This window comes from Microbispora sp. ATCC PTA-5024 (genome assembly GCF_000511135.2).
GTDB classification, from domain to species: Bacteria; Actinomycetota; Actinomycetes; order Streptosporangiales; family Streptosporangiaceae; genus Microbispora; species Microbispora corallina.
On sequence record NZ_KI866522.1, the window covers coordinates 1,230,337 to 1,246,469 of the forward strand.

The 16,133-nt window shown below is 75.4% G+C and carries 19 protein-coding genes and 1 pseudogene; 12 read left to right on the top strand and 8 right to left on the bottom strand.

Translation table 11 applies throughout. From position 1 onward, the window contains the following. The 7 genes and pseudogenes from MPTA5024_RS43245 to MPTA5024_RS05525 form a co-directional block, all read left to right on the top strand. Positions 1-199, top strand: a pseudogene (locus tag MPTA5024_RS43245) (cobalamin biosynthesis bifunctional protein CbiET); the annotation flags it as partial. A gap of 16 nt (positions 200-215) precedes the next feature. After that, positions 216-1,880: a precorrin-3B C(17)-methyltransferase gene (gene cobJ / locus MPTA5024_RS05500; RefSeq protein WP_036320425.1), complete on the top strand. Its 1,665-nt coding sequence runs from the start codon at positions 216-218 to the stop codon at positions 1,878-1,880. Then, on the top strand, positions 1,868-2,086 hold the full coding sequence (locus tag MPTA5024_RS05505) for an ATP-binding protein (protein WP_036320427.1): 219 nt from the start codon (positions 1,868-1,870) through the stop codon (positions 2,084-2,086). Before cobJ ends, MPTA5024_RS05505 begins: the two co-directional genes overlap by 13 nt. Continuing rightward, positions 2,083-3,141, top strand: a complete 1,059-nt coding sequence (locus MPTA5024_RS05510) for a HoxN/HupN/NixA family nickel/cobalt transporter (protein ID WP_036320428.1) — start codon at positions 2,083-2,085, stop codon at positions 3,139-3,141. Before MPTA5024_RS05505 ends, MPTA5024_RS05510 begins: the two co-directional genes overlap by 4 nt. After that, on the top strand, positions 3,138-3,710 hold the full coding sequence (locus MPTA5024_RS05515; protein ID WP_036320431.1) for a precorrin-8X methylmutase: 573 nt from the start codon (positions 3,138-3,140) through the stop codon (positions 3,708-3,710). Before MPTA5024_RS05510 ends, MPTA5024_RS05515 begins: the two co-directional genes overlap by 4 nt. Continuing rightward, a complete protein-coding gene (locus MPTA5024_RS05520) occupies positions 3,707-4,597 on the top strand; it encodes a sirohydrochlorin chelatase (RefSeq protein WP_036320436.1) in 891 nt (296 codons plus the stop codon). The genes MPTA5024_RS05515 and MPTA5024_RS05520 overlap by 4 nt, the downstream gene beginning before the upstream one ends. Before the next feature lie 80 nt (positions 4,598-4,677). Then, a complete protein-coding gene (locus tag MPTA5024_RS05525; protein ID WP_036320439.1) occupies positions 4,678-5,658 on the top strand; it encodes a zinc-binding dehydrogenase in 981 nt (326 codons plus the stop codon). 13 nt (positions 5,659-5,671) lie between these two features. Here MPTA5024_RS05525 and MPTA5024_RS05530 read toward each other — a convergent pair whose 3' ends face one another. Further along, entirely contained in the window at positions 5,672-6,226 is a 555-nt protein-coding gene (locus tag MPTA5024_RS05530) for a YceI family protein (protein WP_036320442.1), read from the bottom strand. A gap of 100 nt (positions 6,227-6,326) precedes the next feature. Between MPTA5024_RS05530 and tsaA the strand changes: the two genes are divergently transcribed. Further along, the gene (gene tsaA / locus MPTA5024_RS05535; RefSeq protein WP_036320445.1) at positions 6,327-6,746 is read left to right on the top strand and encodes a tRNA (N6-threonylcarbamoyladenosine(37)-N6)-methyltransferase TrmO; all 420 of its coding nucleotides are present in this window, start codon (positions 6,327-6,329) and stop codon (positions 6,744-6,746) included. 18 nt (positions 6,747-6,764) lie between these two features. On the opposite strand, the gene MPTA5024_RS05540 is transcribed toward tsaA, so the two are convergent. Beyond that, complete coding sequence (locus tag MPTA5024_RS05540) at positions 6,765-7,907, bottom strand: SGNH/GDSL hydrolase family protein (protein WP_232326228.1); 1,143 nt, start codon at positions 7,905-7,907, stop codon at positions 6,765-6,767. Between the two features lie 119 nt (positions 7,908-8,026). Here MPTA5024_RS05540 and MPTA5024_RS05545 point away from each other — a divergent pair, with 119 nt between their 5' ends. Beyond that, entirely contained in the window at positions 8,027-8,374 is a 348-nt protein-coding gene (locus tag MPTA5024_RS05545; RefSeq protein WP_051458032.1) for a VOC family protein, read from the top strand. Between the two features lie 77 nt (positions 8,375-8,451). On the opposite strand, the gene MPTA5024_RS05550 is transcribed toward MPTA5024_RS05545, so the two are convergent. The 3 genes from MPTA5024_RS05550 to MPTA5024_RS05560 form a co-directional block, all read right to left on the bottom strand. After that, a complete protein-coding gene (locus MPTA5024_RS05550; RefSeq protein ID WP_232326230.1) occupies positions 8,452-8,943 on the bottom strand; it encodes an HNH endonuclease family protein in 492 nt (163 codons plus the stop codon). 363 nt (positions 8,944-9,306) lie between these two features. Continuing rightward, positions 9,307-9,519, bottom strand: a complete 213-nt coding sequence (locus MPTA5024_RS05555) for a PLDc N-terminal domain-containing protein (RefSeq protein ID WP_036320448.1) — start codon at positions 9,517-9,519, stop codon at positions 9,307-9,309. Between the two features lie 23 nt (positions 9,520-9,542). Then, a complete protein-coding gene (locus MPTA5024_RS05560) occupies positions 9,543-10,409 on the bottom strand; it encodes a universal stress protein (protein WP_036320451.1) in 867 nt (288 codons plus the stop codon). A gap of 244 nt (positions 10,410-10,653) precedes the next feature. On the opposite strand from MPTA5024_RS05560, the gene MPTA5024_RS05565 reads away from it, so the two are divergent. Continuing rightward, entirely contained in the window at positions 10,654-11,355 is a 702-nt protein-coding gene (locus MPTA5024_RS05565) for a CBS domain-containing protein (RefSeq protein ID WP_036320454.1), read from the top strand. 157 nt (positions 11,356-11,512) lie between these two features. Here the strand turns inward: MPTA5024_RS05565 and MPTA5024_RS05570 are convergent, their stop codons facing one another. Next, on the bottom strand, positions 11,513-12,259 hold the full coding sequence (locus tag MPTA5024_RS05570) for a hypothetical protein (protein ID WP_157099298.1): 747 nt from the start codon (positions 12,257-12,259) through the stop codon (positions 11,513-11,515). A 471-nt stretch (positions 12,260-12,730) separates the two neighbouring features. On the opposite strand from MPTA5024_RS05570, the gene MPTA5024_RS05575 reads away from it, so the two are divergent. Further along, positions 12,731-13,570 carry a hypothetical protein gene (locus MPTA5024_RS05575; protein ID WP_051457735.1) on the top strand — a complete coding sequence of 280 codons (840 nt, stop codon included), beginning with the start codon at positions 12,731-12,733 and terminating at the stop codon, positions 13,568-13,570. A gap of 65 nt (positions 13,571-13,635) precedes the next feature. On the opposite strand, the gene MPTA5024_RS05580 is transcribed toward MPTA5024_RS05575, so the two are convergent. Together MPTA5024_RS05580 and MPTA5024_RS05585 are read right to left on the bottom strand one after the other, a co-directional pair. Then, positions 13,636-14,265, bottom strand: a complete 630-nt coding sequence (locus MPTA5024_RS05580; RefSeq protein WP_036320460.1) for an MBL fold metallo-hydrolase — start codon at positions 14,263-14,265, stop codon at positions 13,636-13,638. Between the two features lie 61 nt (positions 14,266-14,326). Next, positions 14,327-15,052 (bottom strand): IclR family transcriptional regulator, encoded by a 726-nt coding sequence (locus MPTA5024_RS05585; protein ID WP_232326232.1) that lies wholly within the window; start codon positions 15,050-15,052, stop codon positions 14,327-14,329. A 200-nt stretch (positions 15,053-15,252) separates the two neighbouring features. On the opposite strand from MPTA5024_RS05585, the gene MPTA5024_RS05590 reads away from it, so the two are divergent. Next, positions 15,253-16,133 (top strand): helix-turn-helix transcriptional regulator (locus MPTA5024_RS05590; protein WP_084369435.1); only part of this gene is annotated, 881 nt, incomplete at its 3' end.

Sequence of the window (16,133 nt, forward strand, 5' to 3'; positions counted from 1 at the left end):
GGCCGCGTGCGGCGCCCGGTCCGTGGTCGCGGCGCTGGCCGCCGTCGACCGGGTCGCGCCCGTGCGGGACGCCCTCAGGGCGGCCTCGTACGAGGTGGGGGGCGCCGCGCTCACGGCGTCGCGGTTCGGCGACCTGCCCGACGGATCGACCCGCCTCGTCGCGGCCAACCCGGTCTTCCTCGTGTGGGGGCACCGATGACCAGGAGGGAGACGGCGTGACGACCGGACTCGTGACCGCCACCAGGGCCGGCCGTACGGCGGCGGACCGGCTCGCGGAGCACTGGGCGGACACGCGGCACTACGCGGTGGCCGACCTCGCGCGGGCATGGCGGGAGTGCGACGAGATCGTCTGCTTCCTGGCCGTCGGCGCGGCCGTACGGCTCATCGCGCCGCTGCTGGGCGACAAGCGGACCGACCCGGGTGTGGTGTGCGTGGACGAGGCGGGCCGGTTCGCGGTCGCGGTGGCCGGAGGGCACGCCGGCGGGGCGAACGGCCTCGCGCACCGGGTGGCCGACGCGCTCGGCGCGCGGCCCGTCGTGACGACGGCGACCGACGCCACCGGGACGAGCCCGCTCGACGAGATCGGCATGCCGGTCGAGGGGGACGTCGCCGCCGTGACGCGGGCCATGCTGGACGGCGACGAGGTGGCGCTGGTGTCCGACGCCACCTGGCCGCTGCCGCCCCTCCCCGTCACCGCCATGGGAGGAGGCCGCGGGGCGCCGTGCGTGCTCGTCACCGACCGGCTGGTGGAGACGCCGCGGCCGGCGGTCGTGGTCCGGCCGCCGAGCCTCGTGGTCGGGGTCGGCGGCAGCCGCGGGGTGACCGCGGAGGAGGTCCTCGCGCTGGTCGCGTCGACGCTCGGCGAGGCCGGGCTGGCCTCCGCCTCGATCGCGCGGCTGGCCACGGCCGACGTGAAGGCCGGCGAGCCCGGCATCGTGGCCGCGGCCCGCGCCCTCGGGGTGCCGCTGGTGGCCCATCCCGCCGGCCGGCTGGCCGAGGTGGACGTGCCGAACCCGAGTGAGGTCGTGCGGGAGGCGGTCGGCACGCCGAGCGTCGCCGAGGCGGCGGCGCTGGCGGACGGCGGCGACCTCGTCGTCCCCAAGCGCAAGTCGGCGATGGCGACCGCCGCCGTCGCCCGGATCCGCCCGCGCGGGCGGCTCGCGATCGTCGGGCTCGGGCCGGGCGCCCGCGACCTGCTCACCCCGCGAGCCGTGGCCGAACTCCGGCGGGCAAGTCACGTCGTGGGGCTCGACCAGTACGTGGCCCAGGTCCGCGACCTGCTGCGGCCGGGCACCCGGGTCGTGGAGTCGGGGCTGGGCGCGGAGGAGGAGCGGGCCCGGTCCGCCGTACGGCTGGCGCGGGAGGGCCATGCCGTGGCGCTCCTCGGCAGCGGCGACGCCGGGGTGTACGCGATGGCCTCGCCCGCGCTGGAGAACGCCGACGACACGTTCGACGTCGTGGGCGTGCCCGGGGTGACCGCGATGCTCGCCGCGTCGGCCCTGCTCGGCGCGCCGCTCGGGCACGACCACTGCGCGATCAGCCTGTCCGACCTGCACACGCCGTGGGAGGCCATCGAGCGCAGGGTCGCCGCCGCGGCCGAGGCCGACCTCGTCGTGGCGTTCTACAACCCCCGGTCCCGCGCGCGGGGCTGGCAGCTTCCCCGGGCGCTGGAGATCCTCGCCCGGCGGCGGCCGGCCGGGACGCCCGTCGGGGTGGTGACCGACGCGAGCCGCCCGGGCGAGAGCGTCGCGCTGTCCACCCTCGGCGACCTCGACGTGGAGACGGTGACGATGCGCAGCCTGGTGATCGTGGGCTCCTCCCGCAGCCGCGTGGTGGCCGGGCGGTTCGTGACGCCGCGGGAGTACACGTGGCAGCGGTGACGGGGACCGCCTCCCATGGCGGGGCGGCGGGCTACGCGGTGACGGCCGCCTGCGCGGGATGCGGGGCCTGCCTGCTCACCTGCCCCGAACACGCCATCAGGCCCTCCCACGAGGGGGGCCTGGTGGTGCTCGACGCCCTGTGCAGCCGGTGCGGGGAGTGCGTCGAGGTCTGTCCGGTCGACGCGGTCGTGGAGGTGCGGTCATGAATCCGGCGACGTACGCGCATGCCAGGTGGACGGCGGGAGAGCGGATGCGGATCGGCGGCATCGTCGCCGTCGTCGCGGTGCTCCACATCGCCGGCTGGTCGCTGTACCTGTACTACGCCGACGGCCTCGCGGGGGCCGGGGCGTTCGCCGGGGCGGGGACCCTCGCCTACAGCCTCGGCATCCGGCACGCCTTCGACGCCGACCACATCGCGGCCATCGACGACACGACGCGGCTGATGCTGCAGCGCGGCCGCCGACCGGTCGGCGTGGGCTTCTTCTTCGCCCTCGGCCACTCGACCGTCGTGCTGGCGCTGGCGCTGATCGTCGCGATGGCCGCCGGCGCGGCCGGGCACGACGTGGAGAGCTTCCGGCGCGTCGGCGGGCTCGTCTCGCAGGTGGTCGCCATGGCGTTCCTGCTGCTCGTCGCGGTCCTGAACGGCCTCGTGCTCACCGGCGTGGTCGGGCTGTGGCGGCGGATGTCCCGCGGCCGCATCGACCGCGACGAGCTGGAGCTGATGCTGCTCAACCGGGGCCTGATGAACCGCGTCCTGGGCAGCCGCGTCCGGGGGCTGATCAGGTCGTCGTGGCACATGTACCCCGTCGGCCTGCTGTTCGGGCTGGGCCTGGAGACGGCCAGCGAGGTGACGCTGCTCGCGCTGTCGGCCGGCGCGGCGTCGCAGGGCGGGCTGCCGACGCTGGCCGTGCTCACGCTGCCGCTGCTGTTCGCCGCCGGGATGACGGCCTGCGACACCGCGGACAGCCTGCTCATGTCCCGGGCCTACTCGTGGGCCTACCGCAGCCCCGCGCGGCGGCTCTACTACAACGCCGCGACGACCGGGATGACCGTGCTGGTCGCCGCGTTCATCGCGACCGTGTACCTGGCCGCCCTGGTCGCCGACGCGACCGGGGCAGGCGGGCCGCTCGCGGCCTACGCCTCGCTCGCCGACCACTTCGAGGTCCTCGGGTACGTCATCGTGGCGCTGTTCGTCGCCACGTGGGCGCTCGCCGCGCTGGTGTGGCGGGTGTCCGGGCTCGGGCGGAGGTACGCGGAGTGAGGGCCGTCCACCCCATCGAGGCCCGGTCGTACGAGATCCTCCGCGCGCGGGTGGACACCTCGGGCCTGCCTCCGCTGACGCGCGCCGTCACGGAACGGGTGATCCACGCCAGCGCGGACGTCGGCTACCTCGGCGACCTGGCGGTGTCCGCCGAGGAGCACCTGCGCGCCGCCGCGGCCGCGTTGCGCGACGGGGCGCCGGTCGTCACCGACGTGGAGATGGTGGCCGCGGGCGTGACCGCAGTTGCCCCGGTCTGCCGGGTCCGGGAGGCGGCGGGAGGCGGCGGCCTGACCCGCAGCGCCGCCGGGATCCGGCTGGCGTACGCGGAGGTCGGGCCGGGGGCGGTGTGGGCCGTCGGCAACGCCCCCACGGCGCTGGAGGAGATCCTGCGCCTGGACGTGCGTCCCGTGCTCGTCGTGGGGCTGCCCGTCGGCTTCGTCGGGGCCGCCGAGTCGAAGCAGGCCCTGCGCGAGTCGGGGCTGCCCGCCGTCAGCAACCACAGCGAGAAGGGCGGGTCGGCCGTCGCCGCGGCCGCCGTCAACGCACTGCTCTATTGGGAGGGCTCATGAACGAGGCGACCGCGCACGGGGGCCCGGCGGTGCTCCTCGTCGGTCACGGGACGAAGGACGCCGCGGGGGTGCGCGACTTCCACCGGCTGGTGGAGATCGTGGCCGAACGGGCGGGCGTCCCGGTGGCCGGGGGGTTCATCGAGCTGTCCCGCCCGCCGCTGCGCGAGGCGGTCGCGTCGCTGGTGGGGTCCGGGCACAGCCGGCTCGGCGTGGTGCCGCTCGTGCTGGTCGCCGCCGGGCACGCCAAGGGCGACATCCCGGCCGCGCTACAGCGGGAGGTCTCCCGGCATCCGCGGCTCGGGTACGCCTACGGCCGCCCGCTCGGCCCGCACCCCGCGCTGCTCGACCTGCTGGAGGACCGGCTCGACGCCGTCCTCGACCCCTCCGAGCGGTCCGGCACCACGGTGGTCCTGGTCGGCCGCGGCTCCACCGACCCCGACGCGAACGCCGAGCACGTCAAGGTGGCCCGGCTGCTGTGGGAGGGCCGGGGCCTGGCGGGCGTGGAGCCCGCGTTCATCAGCCTCGCCTCCCCGTCCGTGCCCGACGCCCTCGAACGGGCCCGGCTGCTGGGCGCCCGCAGGATCGTCGTGCTGCCGTACTTCCTGTTCAACGGCGTGCTCCCGGCCCGTACGGCCGAGCAGGCGCTGGCGTGGGCGGCCGGCCGTCCCGAGGTGGACGTCCGCTGCGCCGACGTGATCGGGCCCGCCCCGGCACTGGCCGACCTGGCTTTGGAGCGGTACCGCGAGGCGCTGCGCGGCGACATCCGGATGAACTGCGACACCTGCGTCTACCGCGTCTCCCTCCCCGGGCACGAGCACCGGGTGGGCGCGCCCCAGCAGCCGCACGACCATCCCGACGACCCGGCGCACGTCCACGCCCACGCCTGATCCCCGTACGACCCCTTGACCTGAACCTTGGTTGAAGTTGGAGGGTGGACGGGACATCCCAGGAGTACGAGGAGTGACCTGTGCACGCTGTGCGGCAGTACGCGTTCGGCCCGGCGGAGAACCTGCGCTGGGAGGAGGTGCCGGACCCCGAGCCCGGCGCCGGGCAGGTGCGGATCGCCGTCCAGGCATCGGGCGTGCACCTCATCGACACGGTGATCCGGGCGGGGGTGGCACGCGGGCCGATCCCGCTTCCCGACCTGCCGATGACGCCGGGCAGGGAGGTGGCCGGCGTCGTCGACGCGGTCGGCCACGGGGTGGACCCGGAGTGGCTGGGCCGGCGGGTGGTCGCGCACCTCGGCCTGGCGAGCGGCGGCTACGCCGAGCAGGCGCTCGCCGACGTGACCGCCCTGCACCGCCTGCCGGAGCACATGGACGAGACGGTCGCGGTGGCGATGACCGGCACCGGCCGCGTGACGATGGGCATCCTCACCATCGCTCCGATCGAGCCGGACGACGTCGTGCTGGTGACCGCGGCGGCCGGAGGGATCGGCACGCTGCTCGTGCAGGCGGCCGGGAACGCGGGCGCCCGGGTGGTCGGCGTGGCGGGCGGCCCGGCCAAGGTCGGGCGCGTGCTGGCGAACGGCGCCGGCGCGGCGGTCGACTACACGGTCCCCGGCTGGCCGGACGAGGTGCGCCGCGCGCTGGACGGGCGTGAGATCACCGCCGCCTACGACGGCGTCGGCGGGGAGGCCGGCCGGGCCGCGCTCGACCTGCTCGGGGCGGGCGGGCGGCTGACCCTGTTCGGGTTCTCGTCGGGCGAGCCCACCCGGTTCGCCTCCGACGACCTGTTCGCGCGCGGCCTCACCGTGTCCGTGGCCCTCGGGCCGCGGATCCCGCGGCTCCCCGGAGGCCTCCGCGCGCTCGAGGAGCGGGCCCTCGCCGAGGCGGCCGCCGGGCGGCTCGTCCCGGCCGTGCAGACGTTCCCGCTCAAGGACGCCGCCTCCGCGCACGCCGCCCTGGAGTCCCGGGCCACGATCGGCAAGGTCGTCCTGGTTCCGTAGCGACCGGCGGGGGTCAGCGGCGGGCGGTGAGGACGACCTCGGCGCGGACGCCGACCTCGTCGCGGAGCCTCAGCGCGCCGAAGAACGCCGAGTAGGGCGTGATCCCCCACTCCGACTGGACGACGGTCGCCGAGGCCACGGCGCGATCCCCCGCCAGCGATCCGGTGAGCGTGACCGGCCGCGTCACGTCCATGATCGTCAGATCTCCATCGACGCGGAACGCCCCGGGCCCGCCCTCGACGCGAGTGGAGCGGAACGTGATGAGCGGATGGCGGCCGGCCCGGAGGATCCTGTCGCGGACGGTCCGCTCGATCTCGGCCCGGTCGCCCGCCGTCAGCGGCTTCACCCCGCCCGTCCCCTCGCGGACCTCGAACGACCCGGCCTCCGCCTCGACCGCGACCCAGGAGGCGGCCGGGCCGGCGGGGTCGATCACGGCCTGTCCGCTCCAGCGGGTGACCTCGATGAGCAGGTCGTGCCCGGCCTTGGCGCCGAGGCCCGAGCGCGCGGTGGTCACCAGGAGCCGGCCGGTCTCCGGCCCCAGCGCGTACGCTCCGGCGGCAACGCCCACGCCTCCACCCTAACCTCGCGGCCGCGGCCCGCCCTTGCCCCCGCCGGCGGCCCGGTGGGATCGTGGCGGATCGGCCGGCCGACGGAAGGGGATCACCGCCATGACCGACCCGGGGACGTACGCACTGGTTCCGATCGGGTTCGTCCGTTCCGGACTGACGTCGCGGGCCGAGGCGCCGCGGCAGGGGCACGAGGGGGCGCCGGAGGCGTGGCTCGAGATCGACCCGGCGTACGAGGAGGCGCTAAACGGCCTGCGCCCGGGGGCGGAGGTGCTCCTGCTGACCTGGCTGCACCAGGGCGCGCGCGACGTCCTCAAGGTCCGGCCGCGCGACGACCCGGGCAACCCGCTCACGGGGGTGTTCGCGACCCGCTCGCCGGACCGGCCCAACCCGGTCGGCCTGCACCGGGTCACCGTGCTCGACGTCGCTGCCGGCAAGGGCCTGCTGGTGCGGCCCCTCGAGGCCGTCGACGGCACGCCCGTCGTCGACATCAAGCCGGTGCTCGACGCCGCCGAGAGGTGATGCCGCCCGTGAGGGCGGTCAGAGCCTGAGGAACGCGAGGTCGACGGCGTCGGCCATTACCCGGGCTCCCGCGTCGTTGGGGTGCAGGTGGTCGCCGCTGTCGAGGTCGGGGCGGATGGCGTCCGGCTGGTCGGGGTCCTGTACGGCGTGCGCGACGTCCAGCACGGCGTCGAAGACGCCGCTGGTGCGGATCCAGTCGTTGACGACCCGCCGGGTGGCCCGGCCCTCCGGCGTGTCCACGCCGGGGTAGATCGTCCCCGCGTACGGGCCCATCGTCGCGCCGATGATCACCAGTCCGGCCTCGTGGGCCCGCCGGGCCAGTTCGGTGTACCCCGCGGTGAGGACGTCGGCCCCCGGCGGCCGCTCCCCTGAGAGGCCGGGCAGCCCGAGGTCGTTCAGCCCGAAGTGGGTGAGGACGTGGGTGACCCCCGGCACGGCGAGCACGTCCCGGTCGAACCGCCCGAGCGCGCGCTCCCCCACCTCGTCGGTCAGCAGGCGGTTGCCGCCGAGTCCCTGGTTCACGACCCAGCCCCGCGGCAGCCGCGCGTTCAGCAGGTTGGTGAAGCGGCGGTTGGCGCCGTGCGTGGTGCCGGTGCCCTCGAACCAGGAGTCGCCGAACGCGACGGCCACGTGCGTGCCCTCGGGCGCGAGCACGTCCACCCCGGACACGAAGAACCGCGAGTCCACCTCCTCGGCGTCCGGGAGGACGGGCCGCGACACCGCGTCGCCCTCCACCACGTAGCCGCTCTCCAGAGGGGTGTGGGAGAACGTGGCCGGGCCGGTCTCCCCGGGCAGGTACAGGCTCACGGCGAGGTCCGTCCCCGCCTCCACAGCCAGCGCGACGGGGTCGCTCACGACCTCGCCGTGCGTGGGGACGGTCACCTCGGCCGCCCCGCCGAAGGTCAGCGGGGCGTCGGTCTCCGGCAGGATCTCGCCGCCCGCCTTCCGCACGGCGACGCGGGCGGCGGCGACCACGAGCGGCCGGTCGCCGTACCGGTTGGTCAGCAGCACGCGCAGCGCCTCTCCCCCGCCGTCGAGGTGGAGGATCTGCCGGAGCGTCTGGTCGCGGAACCCGCGGGACGGCTTGAGCACGATGGTCTCGTGCGGGCTGAGGACGGCGGAGCGGAAGGCGGCGGTCCAGGAGGTCGTCATGGCCGTCATGAACATCACCGCCGATGATGATGTTCCCGGCATACGGCGCGAAGCCCGCACGCAGCCGTAAGACGCGGCCCGCGCCCCTCGTCTACCGTCGGGATCACCCGAACGGAGGGCGGAGCACGATGGATCACGACGACGCGGCCCTGTCTCTGGCGCCGGTGGTGCCCTGCTCGGATCTCGGCACGGCGGTCGCGGCATGGTCGGCCCTGCTGGGCACGGCGCCCACGTTCGTGGACGGCGGCCGGTGGGCCCAGTTCGACCTCGGGTCGGGGCGGCTGGCGCTGTCCGGCGGCGACCGCGCCACGGCGGCCCCGTCCGTGATGGTCAAGGTGCCGGACGTGCCGCGGGCCCGGGAGCGGGCCGTCGCGCTCGGGCTCGACGTGGGCGAGGTCGAGGAGGGGCCGCACGAGCGCCGCTGCGCCGTACGCGGACCCGACGGCTGGGACGTGGTCTTCTACTCCCCCGCCTGACTTCTGCGCGTGATCGCCGGCCGGCAGACGCCGTACGGCTCCCGCCCCGGAGGACGGGAGCCGCAGGGAACCGGGCGTCAGCAGTAGCCGAGCATGGTGGTCAGAGCGGACTTCTCGGCGCTCTGCAGGGTGAGGTTGTAGTACCACTTCACCTGGATCCAGGCCCGGGCGTACGTGCACCAGAACGAGGTGAGGGACGGCTTCCAGGTCGTCGGGTCCTGGTCGCCCTTGGCCTGGTTGACGTTGTCGGTCACGGCCCACAGCTCGGGGCCGCCGAGGTCGTTGGCGTACGCCTGCCGCTGGGCCGTCGTCCACGCCCAGGCGCCGGACCTCCAGGCCTCGGCCAGCGGGACCATGTGGTCGATGTCGACGTCGGCGGCGCTGGTCCAGGTGGCGCCGTCGTACGGGCTGTACCAACGGCCGGAGGTGGCGGCGCAGGAGGAGTCGGTCACGACGCTGGTCCCGTCCCGCTTGAGCACGGTCTCCCGGGTGTTGCAGGCGCCGGAGATCGTGATCCAGTGCGGGAACAGGTCCCGGTTGTAGGTGGACTGGTGGGACTCGGCGGCCACGGTGAGCGAGGCCAGCCGGGACGCCGCGGTGCTCGCGGAGTCAGCACATCCGGAACCCCGGCCGGCGCACGACCGACTCCCCGCCCACCCGGGCGGGAGATCCACCCGGGCACCGGACGCACTGGCCGTATGGGACCGCGCAGCCGGCCTGGGCGAGTTCCTGCGCTCGCTGCTGCACGCCCTCGACCGGGCCGAGGTCCCGGCGGTGGTGATGGGCCGGCGCCAGGACGCGCTGGCCGCGAACCTGACGCACCGCGCTCGTGAACGACTTCGAGGGCCTGCCGCCGCGCGAGCGCCCTGGCCGCCGTCGCCCACCTTCTTCGCCGATCCTCCGCGCCGCCCTTTACGCTGTAGATTTCGAGGTCAGGCGCGGCCGCGGAGGAGGTACGCGATCGGGCCGACGGGCTGGACGAGGAGGGCGGGCCACCACAGCGCCTTGGGTCCGCGTACCCGCGCGGCCGGTCTGGTCCACAGGTCGGCCGCGGCCGCGGCGGTGAGCGACAGCTCCACCGAGGCCAGCACCAGGACGGCGGCCCGCGTCCGGGGAGGCAGGTCGCTCCAGCGGCGACGTGACATCGTGTCTCCTTCCGCGGGACGGGTCATCGACCGTCCGCCGGGTGCGGGACCACGGCGACCGGGCAGTGGGCGCGGTGCAGCACGCCGTGGCTCACCGAGCCGAGCAGCGCGCCGCCGAAGTCGCCGAGCCCCCTCGTCCCGACCACCACCAGGTCCGCGACCAGCGAGGCCTCGGCCAGGGCCGGGATCGGGTGGCCGCACACGGCCGACTCGACCAGCGGCACGTCGGGATGCTTCTCGCGCCAGGGCGCGAGCCGCATGCGGGCGGCCCGGGTCTCGTTGTCGAACACGTCGTTCATCGCCCCGCCGTAGCCCACGCCGTACGGGGAGAACATGGGCATCTGCCACGCGTAGACGGCGTGGACGCGGGCGCGCCGGACCCGGGCCTCCTCGAAGGCGAACTGCAGCGCGGCCTCGGAGTGGGAGGAGCCGTCGAAGCCGACCACGACCTCGTGGTACTCGTCCCTCGGCCGCCGGCGCACGACGACGACCGGATTCCTGGAGTGGCCCGCGAGGCCGAGCCCGACCGAGCCCAGGATCAGCCCGGCGAAGCCGCCCCTGCCCCTGCTGCCGAGGACCAGCGCGTCGGCCGCCTCCGACTCGCGTCTCAGCCGCTCGACGACCGATCCCGTCAGCACCTCGGCCGTCACGGACACGCCGGGCGCCCGCTCCCACACGCGGTCGGCCGCGGCGTTCAGCACGCTCTCGCCGTGGTCCTCGTACGGCGTGTCCGGGCCGTGCCCGTGGAACGGGCGCTCCTGCGCCAGCGGCTCCCGCACGTGCACGATCCGCAGGGCGGCCCTCCGGCGGAGCGCGTCGTCCGCCGCCCAGTCCAGAGCGGCGGTCGCGGGTTCGGAGCCGTCGACGGCGACGACGATCAGTCCGGCCATGGTTGTCCTCCTCCTGCTCTCGCCCCCATCGAACCGCCGGAGGAGGCCGCCCGCAGCGGACGAAGGTCCCGAACGGGAGGGACTTCCGCCCGCTTCGATCTTCAGCGCCCTTGGCGCGAAGGGGGCGTGCCGAACGGCGCGGGCGCGCGGGACCAACGACCCTGCCCGCCGGGCCGGGGCCGGGCTGTGATGGAGGCGGGGCCCGCCGGGCGCGGGCCGCCCGCCGAGCACGAGGAGGCCGACCATGCACACGAAGGTCCAGGACGTCATGACCAGGGACGTCGCGTCCGTCAACGGCGCCACGCCGTTCAAGGACATCGCTGAGCTGCTCATCGTCCGCGAGGTGAGCGCCGTGCCGGTGGTGGACGGGGAGAACCACGTCCTCGGCGTGGTCTCCGAGGCCGACCTCCTGCGTAAGGAGGAGTTCAGGGAGCAGTACTACCGCGAGGGCTACCGGCCCCCGCTGCGCGCGCGGCTGCGGGCCCGCCTGGGCCGGACCGGCGGGGACGGCGAGACCAAGGCCAGGGGCGAGACGGCCGCGGAGCTGATGACCTGCCCGGCCGTCACCGTCAGGCCGTACACCACGGCGGTGACGGCGGCCCGGCTCATGGACGCGCACGAAGTGAAGCGGCTGCCGGTGGTGGACGGCGAGGGCCGGCTGCAGGGCGTCGTGAGCCGCCGCGACCTGCTGAAGGTGTTCGTCCGCCCGGACGCGGACATCGCCCGCGAGGTGCGCGAGGAGATCCTGGAGCGGAGCCTGTGGGTCGAGACGTCCGGCGTCGAGGTCGTCGTCAGCGGCGGCGTGGTCACGTTGCGCGGCCGGATGACCCGCCGCAGCGAGGCCCGGATCGCCGTACGGATGACGCAGCGCGTCAACGGCGTGGTCGACGTCGTCGACGAGCTGGAGTGGCAGGAGGACGACGACGCCGGCTGGGCCGGCCGCTGACACCGCTCCCCGCCCCGGCGAGCGACCGGCGCGGGCGACCGCCGGCGACGGCGACCGCGGCGCAGGCGACCTCGGCGCAGGCGACCTCGGCGCAGGCGACCTCGGCGCAGGCGACCTCGGCGACCGCGGTCGAGACGCCGGGAAGCCGGGGGCGCGGTCAGCCGAAGGCGACCCGGCCGAGCCGGCCGTACGTCTGCTGAAGCCGTTCCAACGGCAGGTGCGGGACGGTCGCCTCGTGGAACTCGGGCAGCGCGAGCACGAGCTCCTCGCCCTCGAGCCGCAGCCCGGCGGGGCCGACGTCGTCGTTCACCTCGCGTGGTCCGCCGTTGTAGAAGCGGCCGGTGCCGTACTGGATCCGGACGGCGCGCACGCCCGGCCTCGCCTCGGCGATGACGGCCCCCATCGGGACGCCGTCGTCGGTGGGGTCGAGCGAGGTGTGCGCGTTCCCCGCGACGACCAGCGTGCGCGCGGCGAGCCCCAGGACCCGGTGGGCCATGGCCCAGTCCCGGGCCGACCAGTCGTCCCCCGCGCGCACCGCGCCGTCGAACAGGGTCACGGTCAGCGGGTCGTCCGCGTGGAGGACGGCGAAGTGGCCCGCGGTGACCCGGCCGTCGCCGAACCACCACAGCGGATGGTCGACGGGCAGGCCGCGCCGCAGGAACCCGGCCAGCTCCTCGCTCCACTCCAGCGCGATGGCGTCGACCTCCAGCAGGCGGGTGAGCGCCCGGATCACCAGCGGGTTCTCCCGGACGCCGTGGATCTCGCCGACCAGCAGCAGTCCCGACTCCGCGAGAGACCGCCGGGCGGCGGCGAGCGCGGCGGGCTCGGCCTGGAGGTCGAGGTCCTCGACCTCGAACTCGGCGATCGCACGCACCAGATCGTCCATGGTCTCCACGGAGGGCATCCTCCCGATTATGTTCGGGGAGCCGAACCGGTCAAGTCGGGACGGGTCGTCGCACCGCACGGCCCGGCCCGCCGGCACCGCGGGCCGCCGTGTCAGGCGAGGATGTCGCGCAGGTAGAGGTCCTGGTCGGAGCGGACGGGGTGCCAGGGATGATCGTGAGGAGAAGCTCCGCTCGGCCTACAGGCGGCGGCCGGCCTCCTCGCGGTCTTCCTTCCGCTGTTTCCGGCCGTCGCGGCGCTCGCGCACGACGAGCCGGATGGTCACGCCGAGCGCGAGGACGGCGACGATGGCGGCTATGGTTCCCCATCCCTGGAGCTGGTCGGTCAGCCCGGCGTACTAGCCGGCTGGTCATGACGCGCCGCGACAGGAGAGGCCCTTCCGCGGACACGACATGGCGGAAGTCCATGGGACGGGCGGCCGTTCCCGGGCATCCTCTTACCAGAGACCCGGCGACAGGGCGGGAGGCGGACCATGCCGCGCGACGCACGTCTGCGGGCCGCGGCCGCCCTGGCCGCGCTCGCCCTCGCGACGACCCTCGCGACGGCCGGGTGCGGCGCGGGCGCTCCGGAGGCCGCCTCCTCCGGCGGTACGGCCGCTCCCCCGGTCACCGGGTCCCTCGCCACGCCCACCCCGGCCGCGCAGGCGACGCCCACGCCGGGGACCACCGGTCTCGCGTCCTCGTCCGGCGGGCCGTACCTGGTGGCCGGGCGCTACCAGCCGCTGTGGCCGTTCGGCGACCAGGCGGAGGCCCGCGCCTGGCAGGAGGCCTACCGGTCCGGCGGCCACCAGCCGTGGCACCTGGACGCCGACCGCACGGCCCTCGCGTTCACGCAGGGCTACCTGGGATTCGGCGGCGTCGACACCGTGGTCCACCGGACCGTCGCCGGGGCCCACGCCCGGATCGCCGTCGGCTTCCGGCCCGAGGAGGGCGGCGGGATCTCCACGGCCGCGGTGATCCACCTCGTCCGGTACGGCTCCGGCGGCGACGCGCCGTGGGAGGTCGTGGGAACCGACGACACGACCTTCTCCCTCACGACTCCGGCGTACGGCGCCGTGGTCGTCTCGCCGATGCGGGCCGGCGGCCGGATCAGCGGTGTGGACGAGAGCATCCGGGTCCAGGTCAGGGCGCCCGGGTCGGACCGGCCCCTCGGCGAGCACTGCTGCGTCCCGGCCGGTGGGACGGACCGTCCCTGGACGGCCACCGTGGCGTTCCGGGCCGTCCCCGGCCGGACCCTGACCGTCGTCGCCGCGACCGGCGGGCACGTGGCCGCGGTCGAGCGGTTCGCGGTCACCGGCGTCCGGTCGGCGTGAGCGACCGGCCTCACCGGCCGGCCGTCGCCGCCCGTCAGTGGCCCTTCAGTGGCCCTCAGTGGCCCTCAGTGGCCCCGGCGGATCCACTCCTCCAGGTGGGGGCTCTCCGCGCCGATGGTCGTGTCCGCGCCGTGGCCGGTGTGCACGACCGTCTCGGGCGGCAGGACGAGCAGCCGGTCCCGGATCGACGCGACGATCAGGCCGAAGTCCGAGAACGACCGGCCGGTGGCGCCGGGGCCGCCCTGGAAGAGCGTGTCGCCGGTGAACACGGCGCCCAGCTCCGGAGCGTGGAAGCAGCACGCGCCGGGGGCGTGGCCCGGGGTGTGCAGCACCTCAAGCCGGGTCCCGGCGACCTCGATCACCTGCCCGTCGGCCAGGGGGCCGTCCGGGTCCCGGCCGGGATGGGTGAGCCGCCACAGCGGCAGGTCGTCCGGGTGGAGCAGGACGGGCGCGCCGGTGGCGTCGGCCAGGGCCGGGGCGACCCGGACGTGGTCGTCGTGGGCGTGGGTGGCGAGAACGGCCAGCACCCGCCGGTCCCCCACCAGCTTGAGGATCGCCTCCACGTCGTGGGGGGCGTCGAAGACGACGCACTCGGCGTCGTCGCCGACGACCCAGACGTTGTTGTCGACGTCGAACGTCTGGCCGTCCAGGCTGAACGTGCCGGACGTGACGGCCTGGCCGACCTGCGGGCTCATCGTGCGATCACCACCGAGCGGAACATGCAGACGATTATGCCCGCGCGTCCGCGGCGGGCGATCAGGGGGGCGCGACGGCGGCCCGGTACGCGGCGGCGACGCCGTGGGCGGCGGCGAGCAGCGGGCCGGCCAGGCGGCGCAGCTCCCGCACCCGCCGGGAGGGCAGCACGACGCCGACCGCGGCCACCGGCCGGCCGTCCACCAGGACGGGCGCGGCGGCCGAGCAGGACCCGAGCGTCATCTCCTCGTGGGCGGTGGCGTACCCCCGGAGACGCACCTGGGCGAGGTCCCTGGCCAGGCGGCCGGGCTCGGTGATCGTGTGCGGGGTCGGCCGCTCCAGCGGGCGGGACAGGTACGACGTCACGAACCACGCCGGCTCGTGGGCGAGCAGGGCCTTCCCGGCGGCCGTGGGATGCATGGGCAGGCGGCCGCCCCGCGGCACGATCGGGACGTCCCGGGCGTACACGCTGTCGACGTACCGCACCTCGGTGCCGTCGCGGACGGCGAGGTGGACGTCCTCGCCCGTGCCGGCGAACAGGTCCTGCAGCCAGGGGCGGGCGATCTCCTGGAGGGGGTCGGGGGCGATCCGGCCCAGTTCCCAGATCAGCCGCCCCACGCGGTAGCGCCCGTCGTCGCCGCGGCGGACGGCCCGCCACGACTCCAGCTCCGCCACCAGCCGGTGAACGGTGCTCAGCGCCATGCCGCTGCGCTCGGCGATCTCCGTCAGCGTCAGGAGGGGGTGCGCCGCGTCGAACGCGCCGAGGATGGCCACGACGCGGGAGGTCACCGAGCGTCCAGGGTCGCGCGCCCCTCCGGACATGGCCACCCCCTCCCCCGATTCGGCCGTTCTTCCACCCAGTGGAAGCCCCAGCCTACGCCTCGCCGTCCGCCCTCCGGATGCCCCTGTCCGAGCGGGGAGGACGGGCGCGGCTGCCTGGGTGTGACCGGGCCACGACGGCCGCCGGGAGCACGGAATAACGTGAGGACATGGAGGGTGGAAGCCCGCTCGGTGCCTTCCTGAGGGCCCGCAGGCGGAGCACGAGCCTCGACGACGTTGGGCTGCCCCAGGTCGGGCCGCGACGCCGCACGCCGGGACTGCGCCGCGAGGAGGTGGCGATGCTGGCCGGGATCAGCATCGACTACTACACCCGGCTGGAGCAGGGCAGGGAGCGCAACCCGTCGGACCAGGTGATCGCCGCGCTGGTGCGGGTCTTCCGGCTCGGGCCGGAGGCGGCCGAGCACCTGCAGCAGCTGGCCCGGCAGCCCGCGTACAGGCCCAAGGGCGCCCGGGAGCACGACACGGTGCACCCCAACGTGCTGCGGATCATGCACGGCTGGGACATCGCCCCCGCGTTCGTCGTGAACCGGCGGCTGGACGTGCTGGCCAGGAACCGGGTGGCCGACGCCCTGTACGAAGGGCTGGAGCATCGGGACAACCTGCTGCGGCTGGCCCTGCTCAACCCGGCCGCCCACGGCTTCTACCTCGACTGGGAGCTGGATACCACCTCGAAGATCGCCCACCTGAGGGCGACGGCCGGCCGGAACTGCGACGACCCCTTCCTGCTGGAGCTGGTGGAGGAGCTGTCGGAGAGGAGCGAGTACTTCCGCCGGATGTGGGCCCAGTACGACGTGCAGGCCAGGACGCGGGCCCCGGTGCGCTTCCACCATCGGGAGGTCGGCGACGTGGTCACGACCATGGAGGTGCTGAGCGTCGACGGCTCGCCCGGGCAGAAGCTCGTGGTCTTCCAGGCCGACGCGGGCAGCGCGTGGGAGCGGGCCCTGTCGGTCCTCGCCGGGCGGCCGCCCCCCGCCGTCCGTGCCGCGCAGGCGCCGGCCACCCCGGCCGCGGCCGCGGAACGCGAGAACCC

What these genes read in the sequence shown, in the direction of transcription:
- MPTA5024_RS05510 (WP_036320428.1), top strand. Translation starts at nt 2,083, where the DNA reads ATGAATCCGGCGACGTACGCGCATGCCAGGTGGACGGCGGGAGAGCGG.
- MPTA5024_RS05520 (WP_036320436.1), top strand. Translation starts at nt 3,707, where the DNA reads ATGAACGAGGCGACCGCGCACGGGGGCCCGGCGGTGCTCCTCGTCGGT.
- tsaA (WP_036320445.1), top strand. Translation starts at nt 6,327, where the DNA reads ATGACCGACCCGGGGACGTACGCACTGGTTCCGATCGGGTTCGTCCGT.
- MPTA5024_RS05540 (WP_232326228.1), bottom strand. Translation starts at nt 7,907, where the DNA reads ATGACGGCCATGACGACCTCCTGGACCGCCGCCTTCCGCTCCGCCGTC.
- MPTA5024_RS05545 (WP_051458032.1), top strand. Translation starts at nt 8,027, where the DNA reads ATGGATCACGACGACGCGGCCCTGTCTCTGGCGCCGGTGGTGCCCTGC.
- MPTA5024_RS05555 (WP_036320448.1), bottom strand. Translation starts at nt 9,519, where the DNA reads ATGTCACGTCGCCGCTGGAGCGACCTGCCTCCCCGGACGCGGGCCGCC.
- MPTA5024_RS05560 (WP_036320451.1), bottom strand. Translation starts at nt 10,409, where the DNA reads ATGGCCGGACTGATCGTCGTCGCCGTCGACGGCTCCGAACCCGCGACC.
- MPTA5024_RS05565 (WP_036320454.1), top strand. Translation starts at nt 10,654, where the DNA reads ATGCACACGAAGGTCCAGGACGTCATGACCAGGGACGTCGCGTCCGTC.
- MPTA5024_RS05570 (WP_157099298.1), bottom strand. Translation starts at nt 12,259, where the DNA reads ATGCCCTCCGTGGAGACCATGGACGATCTGGTGCGTGCGATCGCCGAG.
- MPTA5024_RS05575 (WP_051457735.1), top strand. Translation starts at nt 12,731, where the DNA reads ATGCCGCGCGACGCACGTCTGCGGGCCGCGGCCGCCCTGGCCGCGCTC.
- MPTA5024_RS05580 (WP_036320460.1), bottom strand. Translation starts at nt 14,265, where the DNA reads ATGAGCCCGCAGGTCGGCCAGGCCGTCACGTCCGGCACGTTCAGCCTG.